At 40.0% G+C, this 16,820-nt stretch carries 17 protein-coding genes; all 17 read left to right on the top strand.

Annotation, left to right across the window (positions count from 1 at the left end; translation table 11 throughout):
• Nucleotides 1-67: 67 nt before the first annotated feature.
• The 17 genes from BUB71_RS01965 to BUB71_RS01885 all read left to right on the top strand — a co-directional run bounded on the left by BUB71_RS01965 (nt 68) and on the right by BUB71_RS01885 (nt 16,707).
• On the top strand, nt 68-325 hold the full coding sequence (locus BUB71_RS01965) for a DUF3243 domain-containing protein (RefSeq protein ID WP_073151128.1): 258 nt from the start codon (nt 68-70) through the stop codon (nt 323-325).
• Nucleotides 326-532: 207 nt separating this feature from the next.
• The gene (locus tag BUB71_RS01960; protein ID WP_073151125.1) at nt 533-1,300 is read left to right on the top strand and encodes a DUF3388 domain-containing protein; all 768 of its coding nucleotides are present in this window, start codon (nt 533-535) and stop codon (nt 1,298-1,300) included.
• Between the two features lie 44 nt (nt 1,301-1,344).
• Nucleotides 1,345-1,851: a helix-turn-helix domain-containing protein gene (locus BUB71_RS01955; protein WP_073151122.1), complete on the top strand. Its 507-nt coding sequence runs from the start codon at nt 1,345-1,347 to the stop codon at nt 1,849-1,851.
• A gap of 114 nt (nt 1,852-1,965) precedes the next feature.
• Nucleotides 1,966-2,766, top strand: coding sequence for a helix-turn-helix domain-containing protein (locus tag BUB71_RS01950; RefSeq protein ID WP_073151119.1), 801 nt, complete (start codon nt 1,966-1,968; stop codon nt 2,764-2,766).
• 206 nt (nt 2,767-2,972) lie between these two features.
• Nucleotides 2,973-4,295 carry a helix-turn-helix domain-containing protein gene (locus BUB71_RS01945; protein ID WP_073151116.1) on the top strand — a complete coding sequence of 441 codons (1,323 nt, stop codon included), beginning with the start codon at nt 2,973-2,975 and terminating at the stop codon, nt 4,293-4,295.
• A gap of 107 nt (nt 4,296-4,402) precedes the next feature.
• Complete coding sequence (locus BUB71_RS01940) at nt 4,403-5,053, top strand: DUF4115 domain-containing protein (protein WP_073151112.1); 651 nt, start codon at nt 4,403-4,405, stop codon at nt 5,051-5,053.
• A gap of 354 nt (nt 5,054-5,407) precedes the next feature.
• Entirely contained in the window at nt 5,408-5,995 is a 588-nt protein-coding gene (gene pgsA, locus BUB71_RS01935) for a CDP-diacylglycerol--glycerol-3-phosphate 3-phosphatidyltransferase (protein ID WP_073152676.1), read from the top strand.
• A 13-nt stretch (nt 5,996-6,008) separates the two neighbouring features.
• Nucleotides 6,009-7,250 carry a competence/damage-inducible protein A gene (locus tag BUB71_RS01930; protein ID WP_073151108.1) on the top strand — a complete coding sequence of 414 codons (1,242 nt, stop codon included), beginning with the start codon at nt 6,009-6,011 and terminating at the stop codon, nt 7,248-7,250.
• 9 nt (nt 7,251-7,259) lie between these two features.
• Entirely contained in the window at nt 7,260-8,843 is a 1,584-nt protein-coding gene (locus BUB71_RS01925; RefSeq protein ID WP_073151104.1) for a DEAD/DEAH box helicase, read from the top strand.
• Between the two features lie 157 nt (nt 8,844-9,000).
• Nucleotides 9,001-10,074 carry a recombinase RecA gene (gene recA / locus BUB71_RS01920; RefSeq protein WP_073151100.1) on the top strand — a complete coding sequence of 358 codons (1,074 nt, stop codon included), beginning with the start codon at nt 9,001-9,003 and terminating at the stop codon, nt 10,072-10,074.
• A 10-nt stretch (nt 10,075-10,084) separates the two neighbouring features.
• A complete protein-coding gene (locus tag BUB71_RS01915) occupies nt 10,085-10,735 on the top strand; it encodes a regulatory protein RecX (RefSeq protein ID WP_073151097.1) in 651 nt (216 codons plus the stop codon).
• An 8-nt stretch (nt 10,736-10,743) separates the two neighbouring features.
• Complete coding sequence (locus BUB71_RS01910; RefSeq protein ID WP_073152672.1) at nt 10,744-11,739, top strand: metallophosphoesterase family protein; 996 nt, start codon at nt 10,744-10,746, stop codon at nt 11,737-11,739.
• Nucleotides 11,736-13,163 (top strand): AAA family ATPase, encoded by a 1,428-nt coding sequence (locus BUB71_RS01905; RefSeq protein ID WP_073151093.1) that lies wholly within the window; start codon nt 11,736-11,738, stop codon nt 13,161-13,163. Before BUB71_RS01910 ends, BUB71_RS01905 begins: the two co-directional genes overlap by 4 nt.
• Before the next feature lie 19 nt (nt 13,164-13,182).
• Nucleotides 13,183-13,431 (top strand): hypothetical protein, encoded by a 249-nt coding sequence (locus BUB71_RS01900; protein WP_245815489.1) that lies wholly within the window; start codon nt 13,183-13,185, stop codon nt 13,429-13,431.
• Complete coding sequence (locus tag BUB71_RS01895; RefSeq protein ID WP_073151085.1) at nt 13,431-14,111, top strand: ATPase; 681 nt, start codon at nt 13,431-13,433, stop codon at nt 14,109-14,111. Before BUB71_RS01900 ends, BUB71_RS01895 begins: the two co-directional genes overlap by 1 nt.
• A 213-nt stretch (nt 14,112-14,324) precedes the next feature.
• The gene (gene rny, locus BUB71_RS01890; protein WP_073152669.1) at nt 14,325-15,848 is read left to right on the top strand and encodes a ribonuclease Y; all 1,524 of its coding nucleotides are present in this window, start codon (nt 14,325-14,327) and stop codon (nt 15,846-15,848) included.
• 64 nt (nt 15,849-15,912) lie between these two features.
• Nucleotides 15,913-16,707, top strand: a complete 795-nt coding sequence (locus BUB71_RS01885) for a TIGR00282 family metallophosphoesterase (RefSeq protein ID WP_073151082.1) — start codon at nt 15,913-15,915, stop codon at nt 16,705-16,707.
• Nucleotides 16,708-16,820 lie beyond the last annotated feature (113 nt).

The raw sequence follows: 16,820 nt of genomic DNA, 5'->3' as shown, positions 1-16,820 counted from the left end.
TGCCATGTTTAGGTTTGGTATAAAAGTCTTCTTATTGTCCATATTAGTGGAAAAGGAGGCTGAAACGATGTCTGTTCTTGATAATTTTGGAGAATGGAAAGAGTTTTTAGGCAATCGAGTAAAACAAGCTGAAGGTATAGGGATGAGTGAAGAGACAATCAGTGATCTTGCTTATCAAATTGGCGATTATCTGAATGAAGGAATCGACCCACGCAATCACCAACAACGTGTGCTTAAAGAGTTATGGGATGTTGCAGATTCTGATGAGCAACATATGATTGCTAGTTTAATGGTAAAATTGGTCAAGTCAGAAACTGAACATTAAGTGATAGGAAAGTGTTAAATAGTATGAAGTAGCGAAGCAATTCATGCTTCGCTATTTCATATGTTTTTGTTAACATGAAATGTTGCAATCTACATGACTTTATGAAATGAAAGCTACATATTTATTTGTACCTGTAGTTTTTTACCCTTTTTTAGTATGTTATACTAAAATCTAAACCCTAAGATTGGAAATGGGTGAATAGATAGAATGGAAAATTTCGAATGGTATCTCGAGTATGAGATTCGTAAAAATTCAAATCGCCCTGGGTTACTTGGTGGTGTGGCATCATTAATGGGAATGTTATCGATCAACATTGTGACGATTAACGGGGTCGAAAACCGTCGTCGTGGAATGTTGATTCGTGCCAATAATCCACAAAAAATAGAGGTTTTAAAGCAAATTTTAGACCAGATGGACAACATCACGATCACCGCTTTACGTCGACCGAAATTAGTTGATCGGTTGGCTGTTCGTCATGGGCGCTATTTGGAACGCTATCTTGAAGAAAAACGTACTTATCGTTTTACACGGGATGAAATAGGTCTACTAGTGGATTTTATGGGGGAATTGTTTAAAAAAGAGGGTCATCAGTTAATTGGAGTACGAGGGATGCCACGAGTAGGAAAGACTGAATCTGTCGTTGCATCCAGTGTGTGCGCAAATAAACGATGGACTTTTCTCTCCTCTACTTTACTTAGGCAAACAGTTAGAAATCAACTTTGTTTTGATGAGTTTTCACCTGAACATATTTTTATCATTGATGGGATTGTTTCTACACGTCGTGCCAGTGATGATCATCGCCTGTTAGTTCAAGAAATTTTACGTTTAGAAGCAACGAAAGTAATTGAACATCCTGATATATTTGTTCAGATGACGGATATGACTTTGGATGACTTTGATTATATTATTGAATTACGGAATGATGCAGATGAAGAGATTGTGTATGATACAGATCCAATGAATGAGACTTTTTGATGTCTAAGAAGTTGAAAAAATAAGTTTGAAAAAGAGGTGGGGCTATGATTGGTATCGGTCGGGTATTGCTACAAGCCCGCCTAAAACATGGATTTTCCCTTGATGAAATGCACAGAAAAACAAATATACAGGTTTCTTATTTAAAAGCATTAGAAGAAGAAGATTTTCGGAAGTTACCAAGCCCTTTTTATGCAAGAGGTTTTTTACGAGCATATGCACGCAGCCTTAGATTAAATCCTCAACAGCTTCTAGAGCAATATGAAATTCATGTAATGAAGCGCCAACCAAAGAGGATGGATACATCTAATAAGCATGGTGTAACGGTAAAACATAAAAAAACTAGTTTGCTTCGCAGACCAAAATTAAAACAAAAACCTGCGTTTCCCGCAGAAGAAATGAATCAATTACCTCCTCGGCGGGTTGTTTTTGCTGCGAAAAAACAGAAACAGAAAAAAAGTCACACAAGTCTATATTGGATTGGTGGATTGGTTTTATTAGTAATACTATTTATGGGGCTATGGTACTTTAAGTATTTTGGCCTATTTCTATGATCAGATTGACTTGTTTGACCATTGCTAATGGTATAAACTAAGTCTAGTTATGACACAGTAATTTCTGAAAATCTCTAAATCGTTTATGAGTAATTGAAAAAGGGAGGTGTTTTTTTGTCTATTGAAATCGGTATGCGGTTACGTCAAGCACGTGAAAGATTAGGATATTCTTTAGCTTATGTTTCAAGAGAAACAAATATTGAATTAAAATATTTGATAGCTATTGAAAAAGGACAATTTGAATTTTTGCCTAATATGATTTATGCACGTGCTTATGTGAAGGCATACGCAGATCTTGTAGGCGAAAGAGTTCGCTTCTCAAGTGTAACTTCGCAGCAAACTACACGTTCACGCAACGTTCGTTCAAGACCTCAATCCTCACCTTATCAGTCAACGCAACAGACGTCCCAGCAACAACAGCGTTATTCAGATCAATTAAATAGACGCCAAGAACAATCACAAAACCAGTCCTATCAAAGTAGTCGCTATGATACACAAAATATTCGTCCTCGTTCAGATTTATTAGATCAGGAGGAGTATCATCGCTTAATCACGAAGCAAGAACTATCAGAGATAGTGAGCCGAACTAAACGAAAAAATGGATTTAAGCAGCAAGTGACTGGTGAAGAGGTCGAGGAGCATTATGATGAAGAAATTGAAGAAGATGAAGTGGAAGATGAATTAGAAGAGGAGTATGAAGAAGATTACGAAGAAGAATATGAAGATGAAGAAGAGGAGTTGGAAGAAGAGGAGTTAGAAGAAGAAGGATTACGACGTAGTAGAAAAAAACAGCCTAGCCGTTTTGCCAAAATTTATAATGGCATCCTTATCTTTGGCGGTATTTGCTTGATTTTGGCATTTTGTGCATTTCTTTATTTAAAGTGGACCAGTGTACCAGGTCTGCCCCTTCATTAGGTTTGTAATGTGTTCTATAATAGTTTTTATTCCATTGATAGATATCTGAAGATTTTTTGACACGTTTGAAAGCTCATGATATGCTGTTAATGAACATTTGGTTCAAGCTGGCTGTTATGGGTCAGACATCATACATATTTAGTTTGTAAATACGCAGTTGGACAGCAAATAATACTGTTGTTACGACCTTTCAGGAGGTGGCTGGGGTGTCTGTCGAGAAAGAGATTGGTCTTATTCTTCGACAAGCCCGTGAGTCAGAAGGACTCTCCCTCGACGAGTTGCAAGAGAAGACAAAAGTACAACGATCTTTTTTAGTAGCGATTGAAAATGGTGAATTTAATAAGTTACCAAGTCCCTTTTTTGTTCGAAGCTACTTACGTAATTATGCATCAAGTGTAAAAATCGAACCACATCATATTTTGCGTCAATATCGGAAAGCTGAACAAGCTGAACGAGGCTTGACTGGGGTACATCAAGCAATTACTCCTCAGATGCAAGCACAGCTCACAGGGGCAATCCCCACAATGGCAACAGGTACTCAACCGTCACTCAGCTCTACTATGATTGGGAATAAAGCTCAGCCACGCAATTCTCGGACTAGCGCTCATACCGCACTCACAATTGCCAAGACGTCGCCTACACAAAAGAACTATCGGCAACAGCGGACTGATCCATTACTTGATCGACGACAACGCAGTGCTAAATCGGCAACGATGGTTTCAAGGCAACAAACCATGCCTCCACGTTACCGAGCACAAGAACCAGAAGAAAATGTCCATCGTTCAAGCACAAGTCGATTTTCTAAAACAAGTACGGATTCGTATCAATCCTTGTCAAGAAAGAGCCGTCGCGTATCTGATCAAGAGTCGACCATTCCCCCTAAGCGAGTGGAAAAATCAGAACCTGTTACTGAAGTGACGCAAAGTGTTTCTCAGATGCCAAGTCTTAGCCGTAGCGCGATGATGCGTCGGCGTTCCGATAAAAAGAGCTCTTCTGGTTTCAAGCTGCCTGGTAAACGATCAACTCAAATTATTATTGCTAGCGCTATTCTTTTGATTCCCCTTTTATGGGTAACAGTTAATGCAATGTCAGGCGGCGATGAAAAACCAAAAGCATCTACTGAGCAACCCCAGCAGAAACAGAATCAAAGTACATCAATAGATTCTTCACCGCAGAATCAAAATGAACAAAATCAATCAAATTTGACAGATTCACAGGAACAAAATGACCAAGAACAGGTAGTTGAAAAGAATAAAGGACATTATGAGATCATTGGTTCGGATAAAGTGAAGCTGGATTTTCAAGCGACTGGGGAGTCATGGATACAAGTTCGTAAACAGCAGGCCGTACAGAAAACAGGCTTTTTAGATGAGGCGATTTTAAAAACGGGGGACAGGGATCATTACTCCCATTCTTTTTCAAAAGGAAAAGATATTTGGATTACTTTAGCAAATCCACAGTCAGTAAAAGTAACGGCGAATGGAAAACCCTTAAAATCAACAAAAACGATTCGTATCAGCCAACAATGAGTAAAAAGAAAGCCTTAAATGAGAAATAAGGCTTTCTTTTTGACTTTTTTCAAAAGAGTAAGCTATACTGAACAAGTGCTTAAAGTTTTTATAAAGGGGTGAATTCGATGAAGAGTTCAACCTCAAAAGATCAAACAGGTTTCTCTTCGTTTGCATCCTATCAGGAACTAGATACAGATACTGAGGTTTTATCTCGGTCAGAAATGATGCGACGTCAGCGGAATCAAACAAAACATGCTTTATGGAGTAAATGGTACATATGGTTGAGTTTGATCCTGATTTTGATTGCTGCTGGTGGAGGGGTTTGGTGGTGGTTAGGAAGCGGAGAAAATGCAAAAACTTCTGCTGCTCATTCTAAAACGAACCTGACTACTACTCCTAATAATTCGATTTCACAAGAAGAAGAGACGACTTCTTTTACAGTTCCATCAAAAGAAGATCGAGCCCAAGTTAGTTTGATCGACCCTGTTGAAGCGAATGAAAAACTAGATATTTATGAAGTGAGTAATGCAAAACAGGTTGATGTTCTATTAGAAGCAAAAAAAACCACACAAATTGAAGTTCGTTCCGTGGATCGTTCAGGAAGTGTGTTAGCTAGTAAGACACTAAATAAAGGTCAAAAATTAGAGCAAACTAATGATAAGGGTCTATACGTAAAGATTAATAACCCAGAGCAAGTTACATTATCGGTTAATGGAGTCACGATTCAGACTTCAAAAAATGGCGTCTATCAGTTTCGTTTGGCATCAAGTGAATAAACTTTTCAAAAGAGTAGAGATAGAGATGATGTGATCTCTGCTCTTTTGACACGTTTAATTCAACAACATCATCATTACGATACGTACTTTCTTTGATTCGCTTTTGCTATCTCGCAAGTGAAGCGAATCTGTGTTAAACTTCAACAAGACGGTATCCTTGGGAGAGTATGTAGAGAAAGTATAAACTCATTCATATACATGTTAAGAATGAGTATTTTTCTACTTAGGAATTGCAAAATATCCTCATAAATATGTGAGGGGTGTATGAACGATTTGCAAAACTTGTTTCAAAAGTGAGGGTGAACCTCCGCTTCACGATCATCAGTTTTTCGTATCTCTGGGGGGTAGATGGAGTTGAATTTGGCCAATAAAATTACGTTAGCGCGAATTTTTCTTGTTCCAATCATCATGATATTTTTGTTGGTGCTGCGATTTGATATTGGTCAGGTTCATGTAGGTCCTGTCACCCTTACGGTAAGTGAAATTATTGCAACACTCGTCTTTATTGTGGCTGCAGTAACCGATGGTTTAGATGGTTATATAGCTCGAAGAAAAAAAATAGTGACCAATCTGGGGAAATTTTTAGATCCTTTAGCTGATAAATTGTTAATCACTGCTGCGTTAATATCGCTTGTAGAGATGCAGCGTCTCGAAGCTTGGATTGCGATTGTTATCATTAGTCGAGAATTTGCTGTTACAGGTTTACGTTTGATCGCTGTTGCTGAAGGACATGTAATCGCAGCAAGTACATGGGGAAAAGCAAAAACAATTACACAAATTGTTGCGATCATTTCCTTAATGTTAAACAACATTCCTTTCTCTACGATCTCTTTTCCTTTCGATTGGTGGGCAACAAGAGTAGCTGTCTTATTGACCATTATCTCTGGGATTGATTATTTCTATAAAAATCGGAAGTTAGTCAATTATACAAAGCCATCATAGAAGGAGATCTGTAATGAAAGCTGAGATTATTACCGTAGGCACTGAACTTGTGACGGGACAAGTGCTTGATACTCATTCCTCTTATCTATCTAAGCAGTGTAGACAATTAAACATTCCGGTAATGTATCATACTACAGTTGGAGATCAACGAGAAGAAATGTTATCCACTTTTCGCCTTGCTGCAAGTCGTTCAGATTTAGTGATAATCTGTGGCGGATTAGGCCCAACATGGGATGATATGTCAAAAGAAGTATTAGCTGAAAGCTTGGGTTATACGCTTGTTCAAGATTCTGGATTGGTGGTGTTGTTAGAAAGACGTTTTGCTGCACGTCAAATAGAACTAACTGAGAATAATTACCGTCAAACCTATGTTTTTCCAAATGGAACCATATTCCCTAATCCAAATGGAACTGCACCTGGACATCTAGTCGAACAAGATGGGACGACTTATATCCTATTGCCGGGTCCACCGCGTGAACTGCTACCCATGTTTGAGGATGCTGTTTTTCCCTATTTAAAACAGAGATTTGTTCCCAATGAAGTGATTGAAAGTCAAGATCTTTGCTTTTTTGGAATTGGTGAATCGAAGTTGGAAGCCGAAGTGCAAAGACTGATCAATCAAAATGAAAAACTAGTCGCTGCTACCTATGTATCTGACGCTGAGGTTACTTTGCGTTTAATCAGTCATGCGAAAGAAAAAGAACAGGCACAGTCGCAACTAGAACAAACAAAATTAACGATTCTTAGCCATTTAGGGGAATACTGTTTTAGTGAGGGAAAAAACCGTCTTGAAGAGGTTGTTGTAAATGCTCTGAAGATGAACGGAAAAACAGTAGCTTTTGCGGAGAGTTGTACTGGTGGTTTACTTGCTCATTTGATTAGCTCAGTTCCTGGAAGTAGTGCTGTACTACAAGGTGGTTTTGTTTTATACACTTATCAAGCGAAGGAAGCTTTTTTACATGTGACTCCCGATTGGTTGGCAAAAGAGGGTGCTGTTAGCTATTCGACAGCAAAACGACTTGCAGAAGAGGCGCGCGACCAATTTCATTCTGATTATGCATTAAGTGTAACTGGGGTAGCAGGTCCGGAGAAATCCGAGGATAAACCAGTCGGGCTCGTTTATGTTGGCTTGGCGAGTCAAGATGATCATACACAGGTATACCAGCTAAAACTTCAGGGAATGAGACAGCATATTCAACTGATGGCTGCGAAGCATGCCTTATTTAACTTACAGCAACGTATGAAGGAAAGGTGAAAGAACATCATGAACCGTTTTGATCAGTTTCAGTTAAGCCCCGAAATTTTACGGGGAATTCATAGTTTAGGATTTGAGGAGCCTTCCCCGATTCAAGTTAGATGTATTCCACCTGTATTAGTTGGTGATGATGTAATCGGACAGGCACAAACAGGGCCGGGGAAAACTGCCGCTTTTGGCATTCCGATCCTTGAGAATATTGATACGGATAAAAACTTTGTCCAGAGCTTAATCTTAGCTCCTACTCGTGAGTTAGCGATCCAAGTGTCTGAAGAACTACGCCGTATTGGACGATCCAAGAGAGTGCGTACCCTTTCTATTTATGGTGGTCAGGCAATTGGACGACAAGTGAAAGCGTTACAGCAGGGCGTGCATGTGGTAGTTGGCACCCCAGGGCGTCTGTTGGATCATTTGCGCCGGGGAACTCTACAGGTTGATCGTGTACGCACGATTGTTCTTGATGAAGCAGACGAAATGCTTGACATGGGCTTTATTGATGATATTGAAGCCGTGATGAACTTTCTGCCGAATCGCCAACAAATGCTTCTCTTCTCTGCAACAATGCCACCTGCAATTCGGAATTTAGCGAACAAATATATGCGTTCGCCAAAATATATCACAGTTAGTCATGGTGAGGTGACTGCGCCTATTATCCAGCAGGTTTATTATCGAGTGTTGGAGAATTTTAAAGTAGACGCACTATGTCGAATACTTGATAGTGAAGAAGGCGAATTATCGATCATTTTTTGCCGAACAAAAAAGGGTGTTGATGAATTAACGGAATCATTACAGGCCAGAGGCTATTTAGCAGGCGGACTTCATGGTGATCTTGCTCAACAGCAACGTGATCGAGTCATGAATGCTTTTCGACAAAGTGAGATTGAACTCTTGATCGCAACGGATGTGGCTGCAAGAGGTATTGATGTGGGTAGTGTTTCGCATGTTATTAATTTTGATATTCCTCAAGATGTCGAAAGCTATGTCCATCGGATTGGTCGTACTGGTCGTGCAGGACGCGAAGGGGTTGCACTTACACTCGTTACCCCACGTGAAATGAAACAACTACGTTTAATCGAAAAGGAAATTGGATCACGCCTTCGTGCCCGTGAACTACCCACTTTAGAGGAAGTTGCAGCAAAGCAGCAGCAATCCTGGATGGCGCAAATCGAGGAAACAATTCAGTCAGGGGTAGATCTTTCCTTGTTTGAAGATATGGTTGATGAATTAGGACAACGTTTTTCAGCAGAAAAGGTAGCTGTTGCAGCTTTACATCTGGCTTTTTCAGAACGCTTTTCACGTAATGTAGATGCTACTTATAACTTTGGGGAGACAGGTGCTTCTCCTGGGATGGTTCGCTTCTTTATCAATGTGGGTCGTAATGTAAACATGCGTCCACAGGAGTTAGCAAAAGCAATTGCTGAACATGCTGGGATTTCCTTGAGAGCAGTTGGTCGAATCAATATTTATGATCGATTCTCCTTTGTAGAGGTGCCTGAAGATGTCGCGCCTTTTGTCTATGAAGCTCTGCGTCAGTCGAAGATTAATGGTGCCCGTGTAAACATGGAACCCGCTCGCCCACGAACTCGCAGTTAAATATAAGTAACCATAGAAATAGAGTCATCAGGAAAGGATTAAGGTCTGATGACTCTATTTTTGGTCTCGAATAAATGTTCGTTTTTCTCTTGGCAGCAGCAGTAAAAAAAGGTATGATTAATATTGTGATCATTGATTTTAGAGGGGGAACTTGTGGATGTCAGATCGTCGTCAAGCATTAGAAATGGCATTGCGTCAAATTGAAAAGCAATTTGGAAAAGGTTCAATCATGAAGCTCGGTGAACAGGCGATAACCCAAGTGGATACTATTTCCACAGGTGCATTAGCATTAGATATTGCATTAGGAACGGGTGGTTTCCCTCGTGGTAGAGTGATTGAAGTGTATGGGCCAGAATCTTCCGGTAAGACAACAGTCGCGCTTCATTCCATCGCTGAAGTGCAAAAAGCAGGCGGGCAGGCAGCATTTATCGATGCTGAACATGCACTTGATCCAGTTTACGCCCAAAAATTAGGTGTTGATATTTCCGAATTGCTTTTGTCGCAACCTGACACAGGTGAACAAGCATTAGAGATTGCTGAAGCACTTGTACGCAGTGGAGCAGTGGATATCGTTGTTATTGACTCTGTTGCTGCATTGGTTCCCAAAGCGGAAATTGAGGGAGATATGGGAGATTCACATGTGGGTCTACAAGCACGTTTGATGTCACAAGCGCTTCGTAAGTTATCTGGAGCTATTAACAAATCCCAAACCATTGCGTTATTTATTAATCAGATTCGTGAAAAAGTGGGAATCATGTTTGGTAATCCTGAAACGACTCCAGGCGGTCGTGCGCTTAAATTCTATTCAAGTGTACGATTAGAAGTTCGACGTGCAGAGACGATTAAGCAGGGAAATGATATGGTTGGAAATCGGACGAGGATTAAGGTTGTAAAGAATAAAGTCGCTCCTCCATTTAAACAAGCTGAAGTTGATATTATGTTTGGTGAGGGAATCTCACGTGAAGGTAGCGCGCTAGACATTGCGACGGATTTGGAGATTATTAACAAGAGTGGTGCCTGGTATTCTTACGAAGGAGAGAGGCTTGGACAAGGGCGTGAAAATTCGAAGCAATTTTTAAAAGATCATCCACAGCTCTTCTTGACGATTGAAAATAAAGTTCGTCAACATTATGAACTTCCTTTGCTTGCGGCTACTGAGGTTGCAGCCACTGAGGAACAAGAGGAACCTACTACGAAGAAGAGAAAGACTCAAGCAGTTAAAGAAAGTTAAGTGAGGTAAGATGGAGAAATCACAACAGAGTATCGTCCGTATTTTTAAGGATTCTCCTCAAAGTAGACGGTATGATATTGAGCTCTCAACGGGAAGGGTCATCTCTATTCATGAAGATGTTTTGGTTGCCTTTGGTTTACATAAAGGAATGACAATTGAAACTGACCAGTGGCAGCATTGGTTGGAAGAAGATGAGCGTGTTAAGATTCGTCAAACTGCTTATCGTTACCTTAGCTATCGACCTCGTACATCAGCTGAAGTCACACAGTATTTATGCAAACATGAATGGCAAGAAGGATTGGTTGAGCAAGTGGTTGAAGAACTTAGCTCAAGCAGATATATTGATGATCGAGCATATGCGGTTGAATGGGTAAGACAACGCCAACAGAACAAAGGAATTGGAATGAAGCGGTTACGGCAAGAACTAATTCAAAAAGGAGTTGCTCTTCATTGGATTGAAGAAGCACTACTTCACATCGACGAAGACCAAGAGCGCCAACAGGCAATGACCATTGCCGAACGGCGCTATCTTCGTATATGTCATGAACGTTGGGATAAGATCGAACGAAGAATTGGCTCTTACTTGATCCGTAGGGGATATAGTACGCAGATTGTCTATCCCATTCTTAGCGAATTGCGTAATCGACATCGAGGAGGATGATTCTAAAAATGCGTCTGCTTTTTTTAACAGATACACATATACGTGGAAATTCGCCTCGTCACCGAATTGATGATTTTCCACAAACGCTGCGACGAAAGCTAGAAGAAGTGATTGAAATCGTAGAGCGTGAGCAAGTAGATTATGTTTTGCATGGGGGCGATTTATTTGATCGCCCCACACTTTCTCCAGCCGTTGTACGTGAGTTTTCACAGCTTTTTCGACGCATACCAGTGCCCATCTATACCGTTCCAGGCAATCATGATATTTATGGACATAATCCCGATACAATAGAACGAACAATGCTAGGTTTGTTAGAAGGATTTGGAGCTATTCAGTTATTAAGGGAAGGAAAATATGTGAAGCTTGAAAAAGAAGGTTGTGTTGTTCAGTTAACTGGTCAGCCGTTTCACTATGAATTGGATAAACGCGATTTTAAGCTTGATTATCATATTGAAAATCAGATATCAGCGGATTTCTGCATTCATATCGTTCATGGAATGCTTGTCCATCGACCATTACCTGAAGGGGTTGCTTATACGTTGACGGAACAAATTTGGGGAAGTGATGTTGATCTTTGGCTTTCTGGACACTATCATGCTGGATTCCCTTTGCAGCAGAAAAATGGACAGACGATTTTGAATCCAGGGGCTATCAGTCGTATCAATAGTCATCCTTCAGAAATGAAGCGCCAACCGCAGATCGCCCTAATCGATTGTAATCAAAAACTAACTGTACAGTTAGTCCCTCTTAAAGCGGCTGCACAGGGAAATGAGGTTTTAGATCGCAGTCAATTAGAACAAGCAGCTTATCGACAGGAGAAGCTAAATTCATTTGTACAACAGGTTCAGGAAGCAGGACAGTTTCAGATGATGGACATAACTGATATTATTGAAGAGATATCAAGATTAACTGAGATTGATTCAGATGTGAAGAAAGAAGCGTTAGAGTGGATTGCTAAAGTGCAGGAAGAAGAGCAAGAAAGAGAGGGAGTAGAGTCAACATGAGTTATTTTCAAAGGTTGGTTCTCGAAAATTTTCAGTCACATGAATATACAGAGCTTCACTTTGTGGAGGGTCTCAATGTCTTAGTAGGTCCTTCAGATAGTGGAAAGAGTTCAGTTCTTAGGGCGCTCCGTTGGGTACTCTTTAACCAACCTAGAGGAAGTGATTTTATTCGCGAAGGAGCTCAGCAATGTCGAGTTAGTTTAACCCTATTCGATGGGACTGAAATAATCCGCATTCGCGGGCAAAAGAAAGCTCTGAATCGGTATATTCTAAGGCGACCAGGGCAACCTGAACAAGTTCTTGAAAGCTTAGGTACAGGCCCTCACCCACTCATTTTACAGGCACATGGAATGTATTCATTGGATGGAGATACATATGTTCAAATAGGCTCGCAGCTTGATCCTCCTTTTCTATTAGCGGAGTCAGGCGGCAAGAAAGCAAACTTAATTGGGCGAATCAGTGGTGCACATTGGATTGACTTAGCTTTGAAAAAAATGAAACAGAAACAGAATTCTCTGCGTACTACTTTGCGCCAATTAGAGCAACAAGAAGCTGAAATTCAAGATAAGTTACTTCCATATGAGAATTTAACAAAATTAGAAGATCAACTTACCAGTGCATCTGAGCGTTTCTTAACACTGGGGAATAAAAGAAAGCGTCTACATAAATTACAAGAGTTGAATAAGAAATATAAACAAATGAAGAAGGAGAAACAACAAATATTACAATTGCTGGATCGATTTCATCAATTGCCTGATCTAGAGCAGAGGGTCTTTTATTGTGAACAACAACATTGGCGATTGATACAATGGAAACAAATCTATTTGCGATATCAGCAATTGAGAGAGGATCAACAAAAATATCGATCAAAAATCGATCAAACAGCAAATATACCAACCGCGGAAAAAAGAGTACAATATGTGGAAGGGATATTTTCCACTCTTGCAAAGCTGAATCGCCTTTATCAACAGTGGTCGCAGTTTTCTCAGGAGAAATTTCAATATATGGGTGTGCAAGAGCATACAGCACAGATTGGAGAGGCAGACAGTAAGTTACAACATTTGGTACATAAACACGAACGTTTAATCGAATTGCAAGCTTTAGCTGCTCGTTCAAAGTCATACCGACACAATCGAGCAAGTATAGAATCACGGTTACAACAAACGAAAGAAAGTGATCATTGGAACCAGCGATTTCAAGCGTGTGAGGTTAAATATCAACAATTACTCACATTGCGTAAAATTACGTCAGCATATCATGACAATCAAAATCGATTGATTTTAGGCAAAAAGTTTATCCATGATAAGCAAGTAGAATTGGAACTTTTTACTACTCAGTATATGGATTTACTTGAACAGATTGGACGTTGTCCTACATGTGGAGCAGCAGTTCATGAAGCATCGATTGAACATGTATTAGGATAATCAAAGAGAGGAAGGTAAGATGATGCAACATGTAGAAGAACAGATGCGTCAGATTAAACAAAATCTAGAAAAGGCAAAAAATGAACGGATTCGAGCTGAAGCAAGACTCGATCAGTTAGAACAAGAAGAGAAGAAATTGTTGCAGGAATGTCAAACATTAGGAGTTGAGCCTGATCAATTAGATAGAGAAATTGAACGGCTAGAGCGGGAATTGGCCGAGGAATTACAGGAAATTTCAAAGTTGGTTCCTACGGAGTTGGCTGAATAATGAATGAAGAGGATCAGAATTGGAAAGAAATAGAAGCAAAGCTATTATTTGCTAAAGATGAATTGATTCGCAGAAAGACCACCTACAATTTGTTGATAACAGAGCGAAAAGAGCTTCAAACAAAACGTAAGAAAACAGAAGAAGTACGAGATCGATTAGATAAGGTAAAGATATTATTACAGCAATCAGCTGAACATGCTCGAAATCAAGCAAAAGATCAACTAGAGATGCTTGTAAGTAATGCATTACAATATGTATTTGGTCCGATGTTTCGTTTTGAAATAAAATTGGATGAACATGGTGGCAATCCACATGCGGAGTTTTATGTAGTATCAGAATGGGAAGGTTCGGTGATTCGCAATCGTCCCCAAGATGCAAGAGGGGGAGGAGTAGTAGATTTACTCTCCTTAGCGTTAAGGAGCGCCCTATTAGAGAACAAACATTTGGGTTTGCAGGGCCCCTTATTATTAGATGAGCCTGGAAAGCATGTAAGTGAAGATTATGTTCCTCTTTTTATTGAGTTTTTACGGTCGATCAGCGAAATGTTTGGTCGTCAGATTGTACTCGTTACGCACAATGTCCATTTAAGCGAATCAGCTGATGCTGCTTTTACTGTGCGAATGGGCAAAGGTCGTTCAGAGGTGATGAGATTGCCTCTCCTTGACAATCAGAACACCTAAATAATAAAATTGCACTGTGTCTGTTTTCGTAAACAGTACACTCTTGGCTTCAAATTTGAATGAAATATAATGTTTCGAATAATGGATGGTTGAAAAACCGATCTTACCGGTATAACACAATTGAGTGTGACAAGCGTGAAGACCGAAATCGATCGGTCTTGTTTTTTCATTGTAAATAAGGGAGGTGAGCTTTTGGTCTTTGAATTAGCTCACATCGCTCTGCTATTTATTTCGTTAGTCATCGGTTTGTTTGTAGGCTATTGGTTTCGCAGATCGACGGCTGAAGCTCGCATAGGAAGCGCAGAGAAAGAAGCTGTGCACATCATAGAACAAGCGGAAAAAGAAGCAGAAGGGCTTAAAAAGGAAAAGATGATTGAAGCAAGAGACGAGCTACATTTAATGAGGCAAGATGTAGAAAAGGAGATTCGGGAGCAACGAAACGAATTACAGCGCATTGAACGAAGATTGGGCCAAAAAGAGGAGATGTTGGATAAAAAGCAGCAAAATGTTGAAGAAAGAGAGATCACAGTAGGAGAGCAAGAACAGCGTTTGTCGGAGAAAGAACAGAAAATCGAACAGTTATATCAAGATCAATTAAGAGAAATGGAACGAATTTCAAATTTATCTACTGAGGAAGCGAAAAAGTTAATTATTGCTAAAGTCGAAGGTGAGATGCGTCATGAAACGTCTCAGATTATCAAGGAAATGGAACAACAAGCGATTGAAGAAGGCGATAAAAGAGCGCGTAACATCCTATCTTTAGCGATTCAAAGATGTGCGGCTGATCACGTTGCAGAAACGACTGTCTCTGTTGTTACACTGCCTAGCGATGAGATGAAGGGTCGTATTATCGGAAGGGAAGGAAGAAATATCCGCGCACTCGAAACATTGACGGGCATAGATTTGATAATTGACGATACACCTGAAGCGGTGATTCTTTCTGGATTTGATCCAATCCGTCGAGAAGTGGCTCGTGTAGCGTTGGAAAAACTTGTAGCTGATGGGCGAATTCATCCAGCAAGAATTGAAGAGATGGTCGATAAGTCACGACGTGATGTAGACGAAAGAATTCGAGAATATGGGGAACAAGCTACATTTGAAACAGGTGTACATGGATTACATCCCGATTTGATCAAAATTGTTGGTCGTTTAAAATTTCGGACAAGTTATGGGCAAAATGTTTTAAAGCATTCCATGGAAGTTGCTCATCTAGCAGGTTTGTTAGCAGCTGAGCTGGGTGAAGATGTTCATATAGCCAAGCGAGCAGGCCTGTTACATGATATTGGGAAAGCGATTGATCACGAAATTGAAGGATCGCATGTTGAGATCGGAGTCGAGTTAGCAAAAAAGTATAATGAACATCCAGTTGTCATCAATAGTATTGCCTCACACCATGGCGATGCTGAAGCGACAAGTGTAATCGCTGTATTGGTTCGTGCGGCAGATGCATTGTCTGCCGCAAGGCCTGGTGCTCGTCGAGAGACTCTAGAAGCATATATTAAACGTCTAGAGAAACTGGAAGAGATCTGTGAATCGTTTGATGGTGTTGAGAAGTCTTATGCAATACAAGCTGGTCGAGAGTGTCGTATCATTGTACGCCCTGAAGAAGTCGATGATGCTGAAGCGATTCGGCTTGCAAGAGAGATCACTAAGCAGATCGAGAGTAAACTTGATTATCCAGGTCATATTAAAGTGACAGTGATCCGTGAGACACGTGCTGTAGAGTATGCTAAGTAGCACCCGGCACTCCAGGATTGGAGTGCTGGGTTATTTTTTTGAATCTAAAGATGGAGGCCAATGAATGAAAATTTTATCAATCGGTGATGTCGTTGGAGATATTGGTATAAATATATTAAAAGAGTATTTGCCGAGATTGAAAGAGCGTTATCAACCTGATGTGGTGATAGCAAACGGAGAGAATGCAGCGGTCAATGGAAGAGGCATTACGCGTAAAATTGCAGAAAAACTATTTCATTTTGGGGTGGATTGTATTACATTGGGTAATCATACTTGGCGCCAAAGAGAGATTTTTGATTTTATTGATCAAGAAAAACGATTAGTACGACCATGCAATTATCCAATTGGAACGCCAGGTAAAGGATGGACACTTTTGACCACTCCCAAAGGAAAACTAGCAGTGATTAGTGTAATGGGAAGAACGTTTATGCAACCTTTAGATTCTCCTTTTCAAATAATTGAACAATGTTTAGAAAAAATTCCTTCTAACGCGGCTATCTTTGTTGATATTCATGCAGAGACGACTTCGGAAAAACAAGCTCTTGCATGGCATCTCGATGGTAAGGTATCAGTCATTGTTGGTACGCATACACATGTACAGACAGCTGATGAAAGAATCTTACCTCAAGGAACGGGCTATATTAGTGACCTTGGTATGGTAGGTGCTTATGATGGTGTGATTGGCATGGAAAGAAGTGCCGTCATCAGGGGATTTGTAACACAATTACCTGTAAGGTTTGAGGTGGCAGAAGGCCGATCACAATTAAATGCTCTCTTTATTGAATTAGATCCTCAGGCAAAAAAAACACGTCAATTAACAAGAATAAGAATCGATGATGATAATCCTTTTCTCTACTAGAATTTAAAAATTTATTTATAATTTTTCTTTTGGTTCTTTAAATATTAGAAGGAATTTTTATGAGATGGTCGAATATTATAAAAGTGGACTCACTCCAACCATCGAGGAGGTAC

It is taken from the genome of Seinonella peptonophila, from assembly GCF_900129355.1.
Classification (GTDB): Bacteria; Bacillota; Bacilli; order Thermoactinomycetales; family Thermoactinomycetaceae; genus Seinonella; species Seinonella peptonophila.
Note: the sequence above shows the minus strand (reverse complement) of the source record. Positions and strands in the feature narration are given on the sequence as shown.

What these genes read in the sequence shown, in the direction of transcription:
- BUB71_RS01965 (WP_073151128.1), top strand. Translation starts at nt 68, where the DNA reads ATGTCTGTTCTTGATAATTTTGGAGAATGGAAAGAGTTTTTAGGCAAT.
- BUB71_RS01960 (WP_073151125.1), top strand. Translation starts at nt 533, where the DNA reads ATGGAAAATTTCGAATGGTATCTCGAGTATGAGATTCGTAAAAATTCA.
- BUB71_RS01955 (WP_073151122.1), top strand. Translation starts at nt 1,345, where the DNA reads ATGATTGGTATCGGTCGGGTATTGCTACAAGCCCGCCTAAAACATGGA.
- BUB71_RS01940 (WP_073151112.1), top strand. Translation starts at nt 4,403, where the DNA reads ATGAAGAGTTCAACCTCAAAAGATCAAACAGGTTTCTCTTCGTTTGCA.
- BUB71_RS01930 (WP_073151108.1), top strand. Translation starts at nt 6,009, where the DNA reads ATGAAAGCTGAGATTATTACCGTAGGCACTGAACTTGTGACGGGACAA.
- BUB71_RS01925 (WP_073151104.1), top strand. Translation starts at nt 7,260, where the DNA reads ATGAACCGTTTTGATCAGTTTCAGTTAAGCCCCGAAATTTTACGGGGA.
- recA (WP_073151100.1), top strand. Translation starts at nt 9,001, where the DNA reads ATGTCAGATCGTCGTCAAGCATTAGAAATGGCATTGCGTCAAATTGAA.
- BUB71_RS01915 (WP_073151097.1), top strand. Translation starts at nt 10,085, where the DNA reads ATGGAGAAATCACAACAGAGTATCGTCCGTATTTTTAAGGATTCTCCT.
- BUB71_RS01910 (WP_073152672.1), top strand. Translation starts at nt 10,744, where the DNA reads ATGCGTCTGCTTTTTTTAACAGATACACATATACGTGGAAATTCGCCT.
- BUB71_RS01905 (WP_073151093.1), top strand. Translation starts at nt 11,736, where the DNA reads ATGAGTTATTTTCAAAGGTTGGTTCTCGAAAATTTTCAGTCACATGAA.
- BUB71_RS01900 (WP_245815489.1), top strand. Translation starts at nt 13,183, where the DNA reads ATGATGCAACATGTAGAAGAACAGATGCGTCAGATTAAACAAAATCTA.
- BUB71_RS01895 (WP_073151085.1), top strand. Translation starts at nt 13,431, where the DNA reads ATGAATGAAGAGGATCAGAATTGGAAAGAAATAGAAGCAAAGCTATTA.
- BUB71_RS01885 (WP_073151082.1), top strand. Translation starts at nt 15,913, where the DNA reads ATGAAAATTTTATCAATCGGTGATGTCGTTGGAGATATTGGTATAAAT.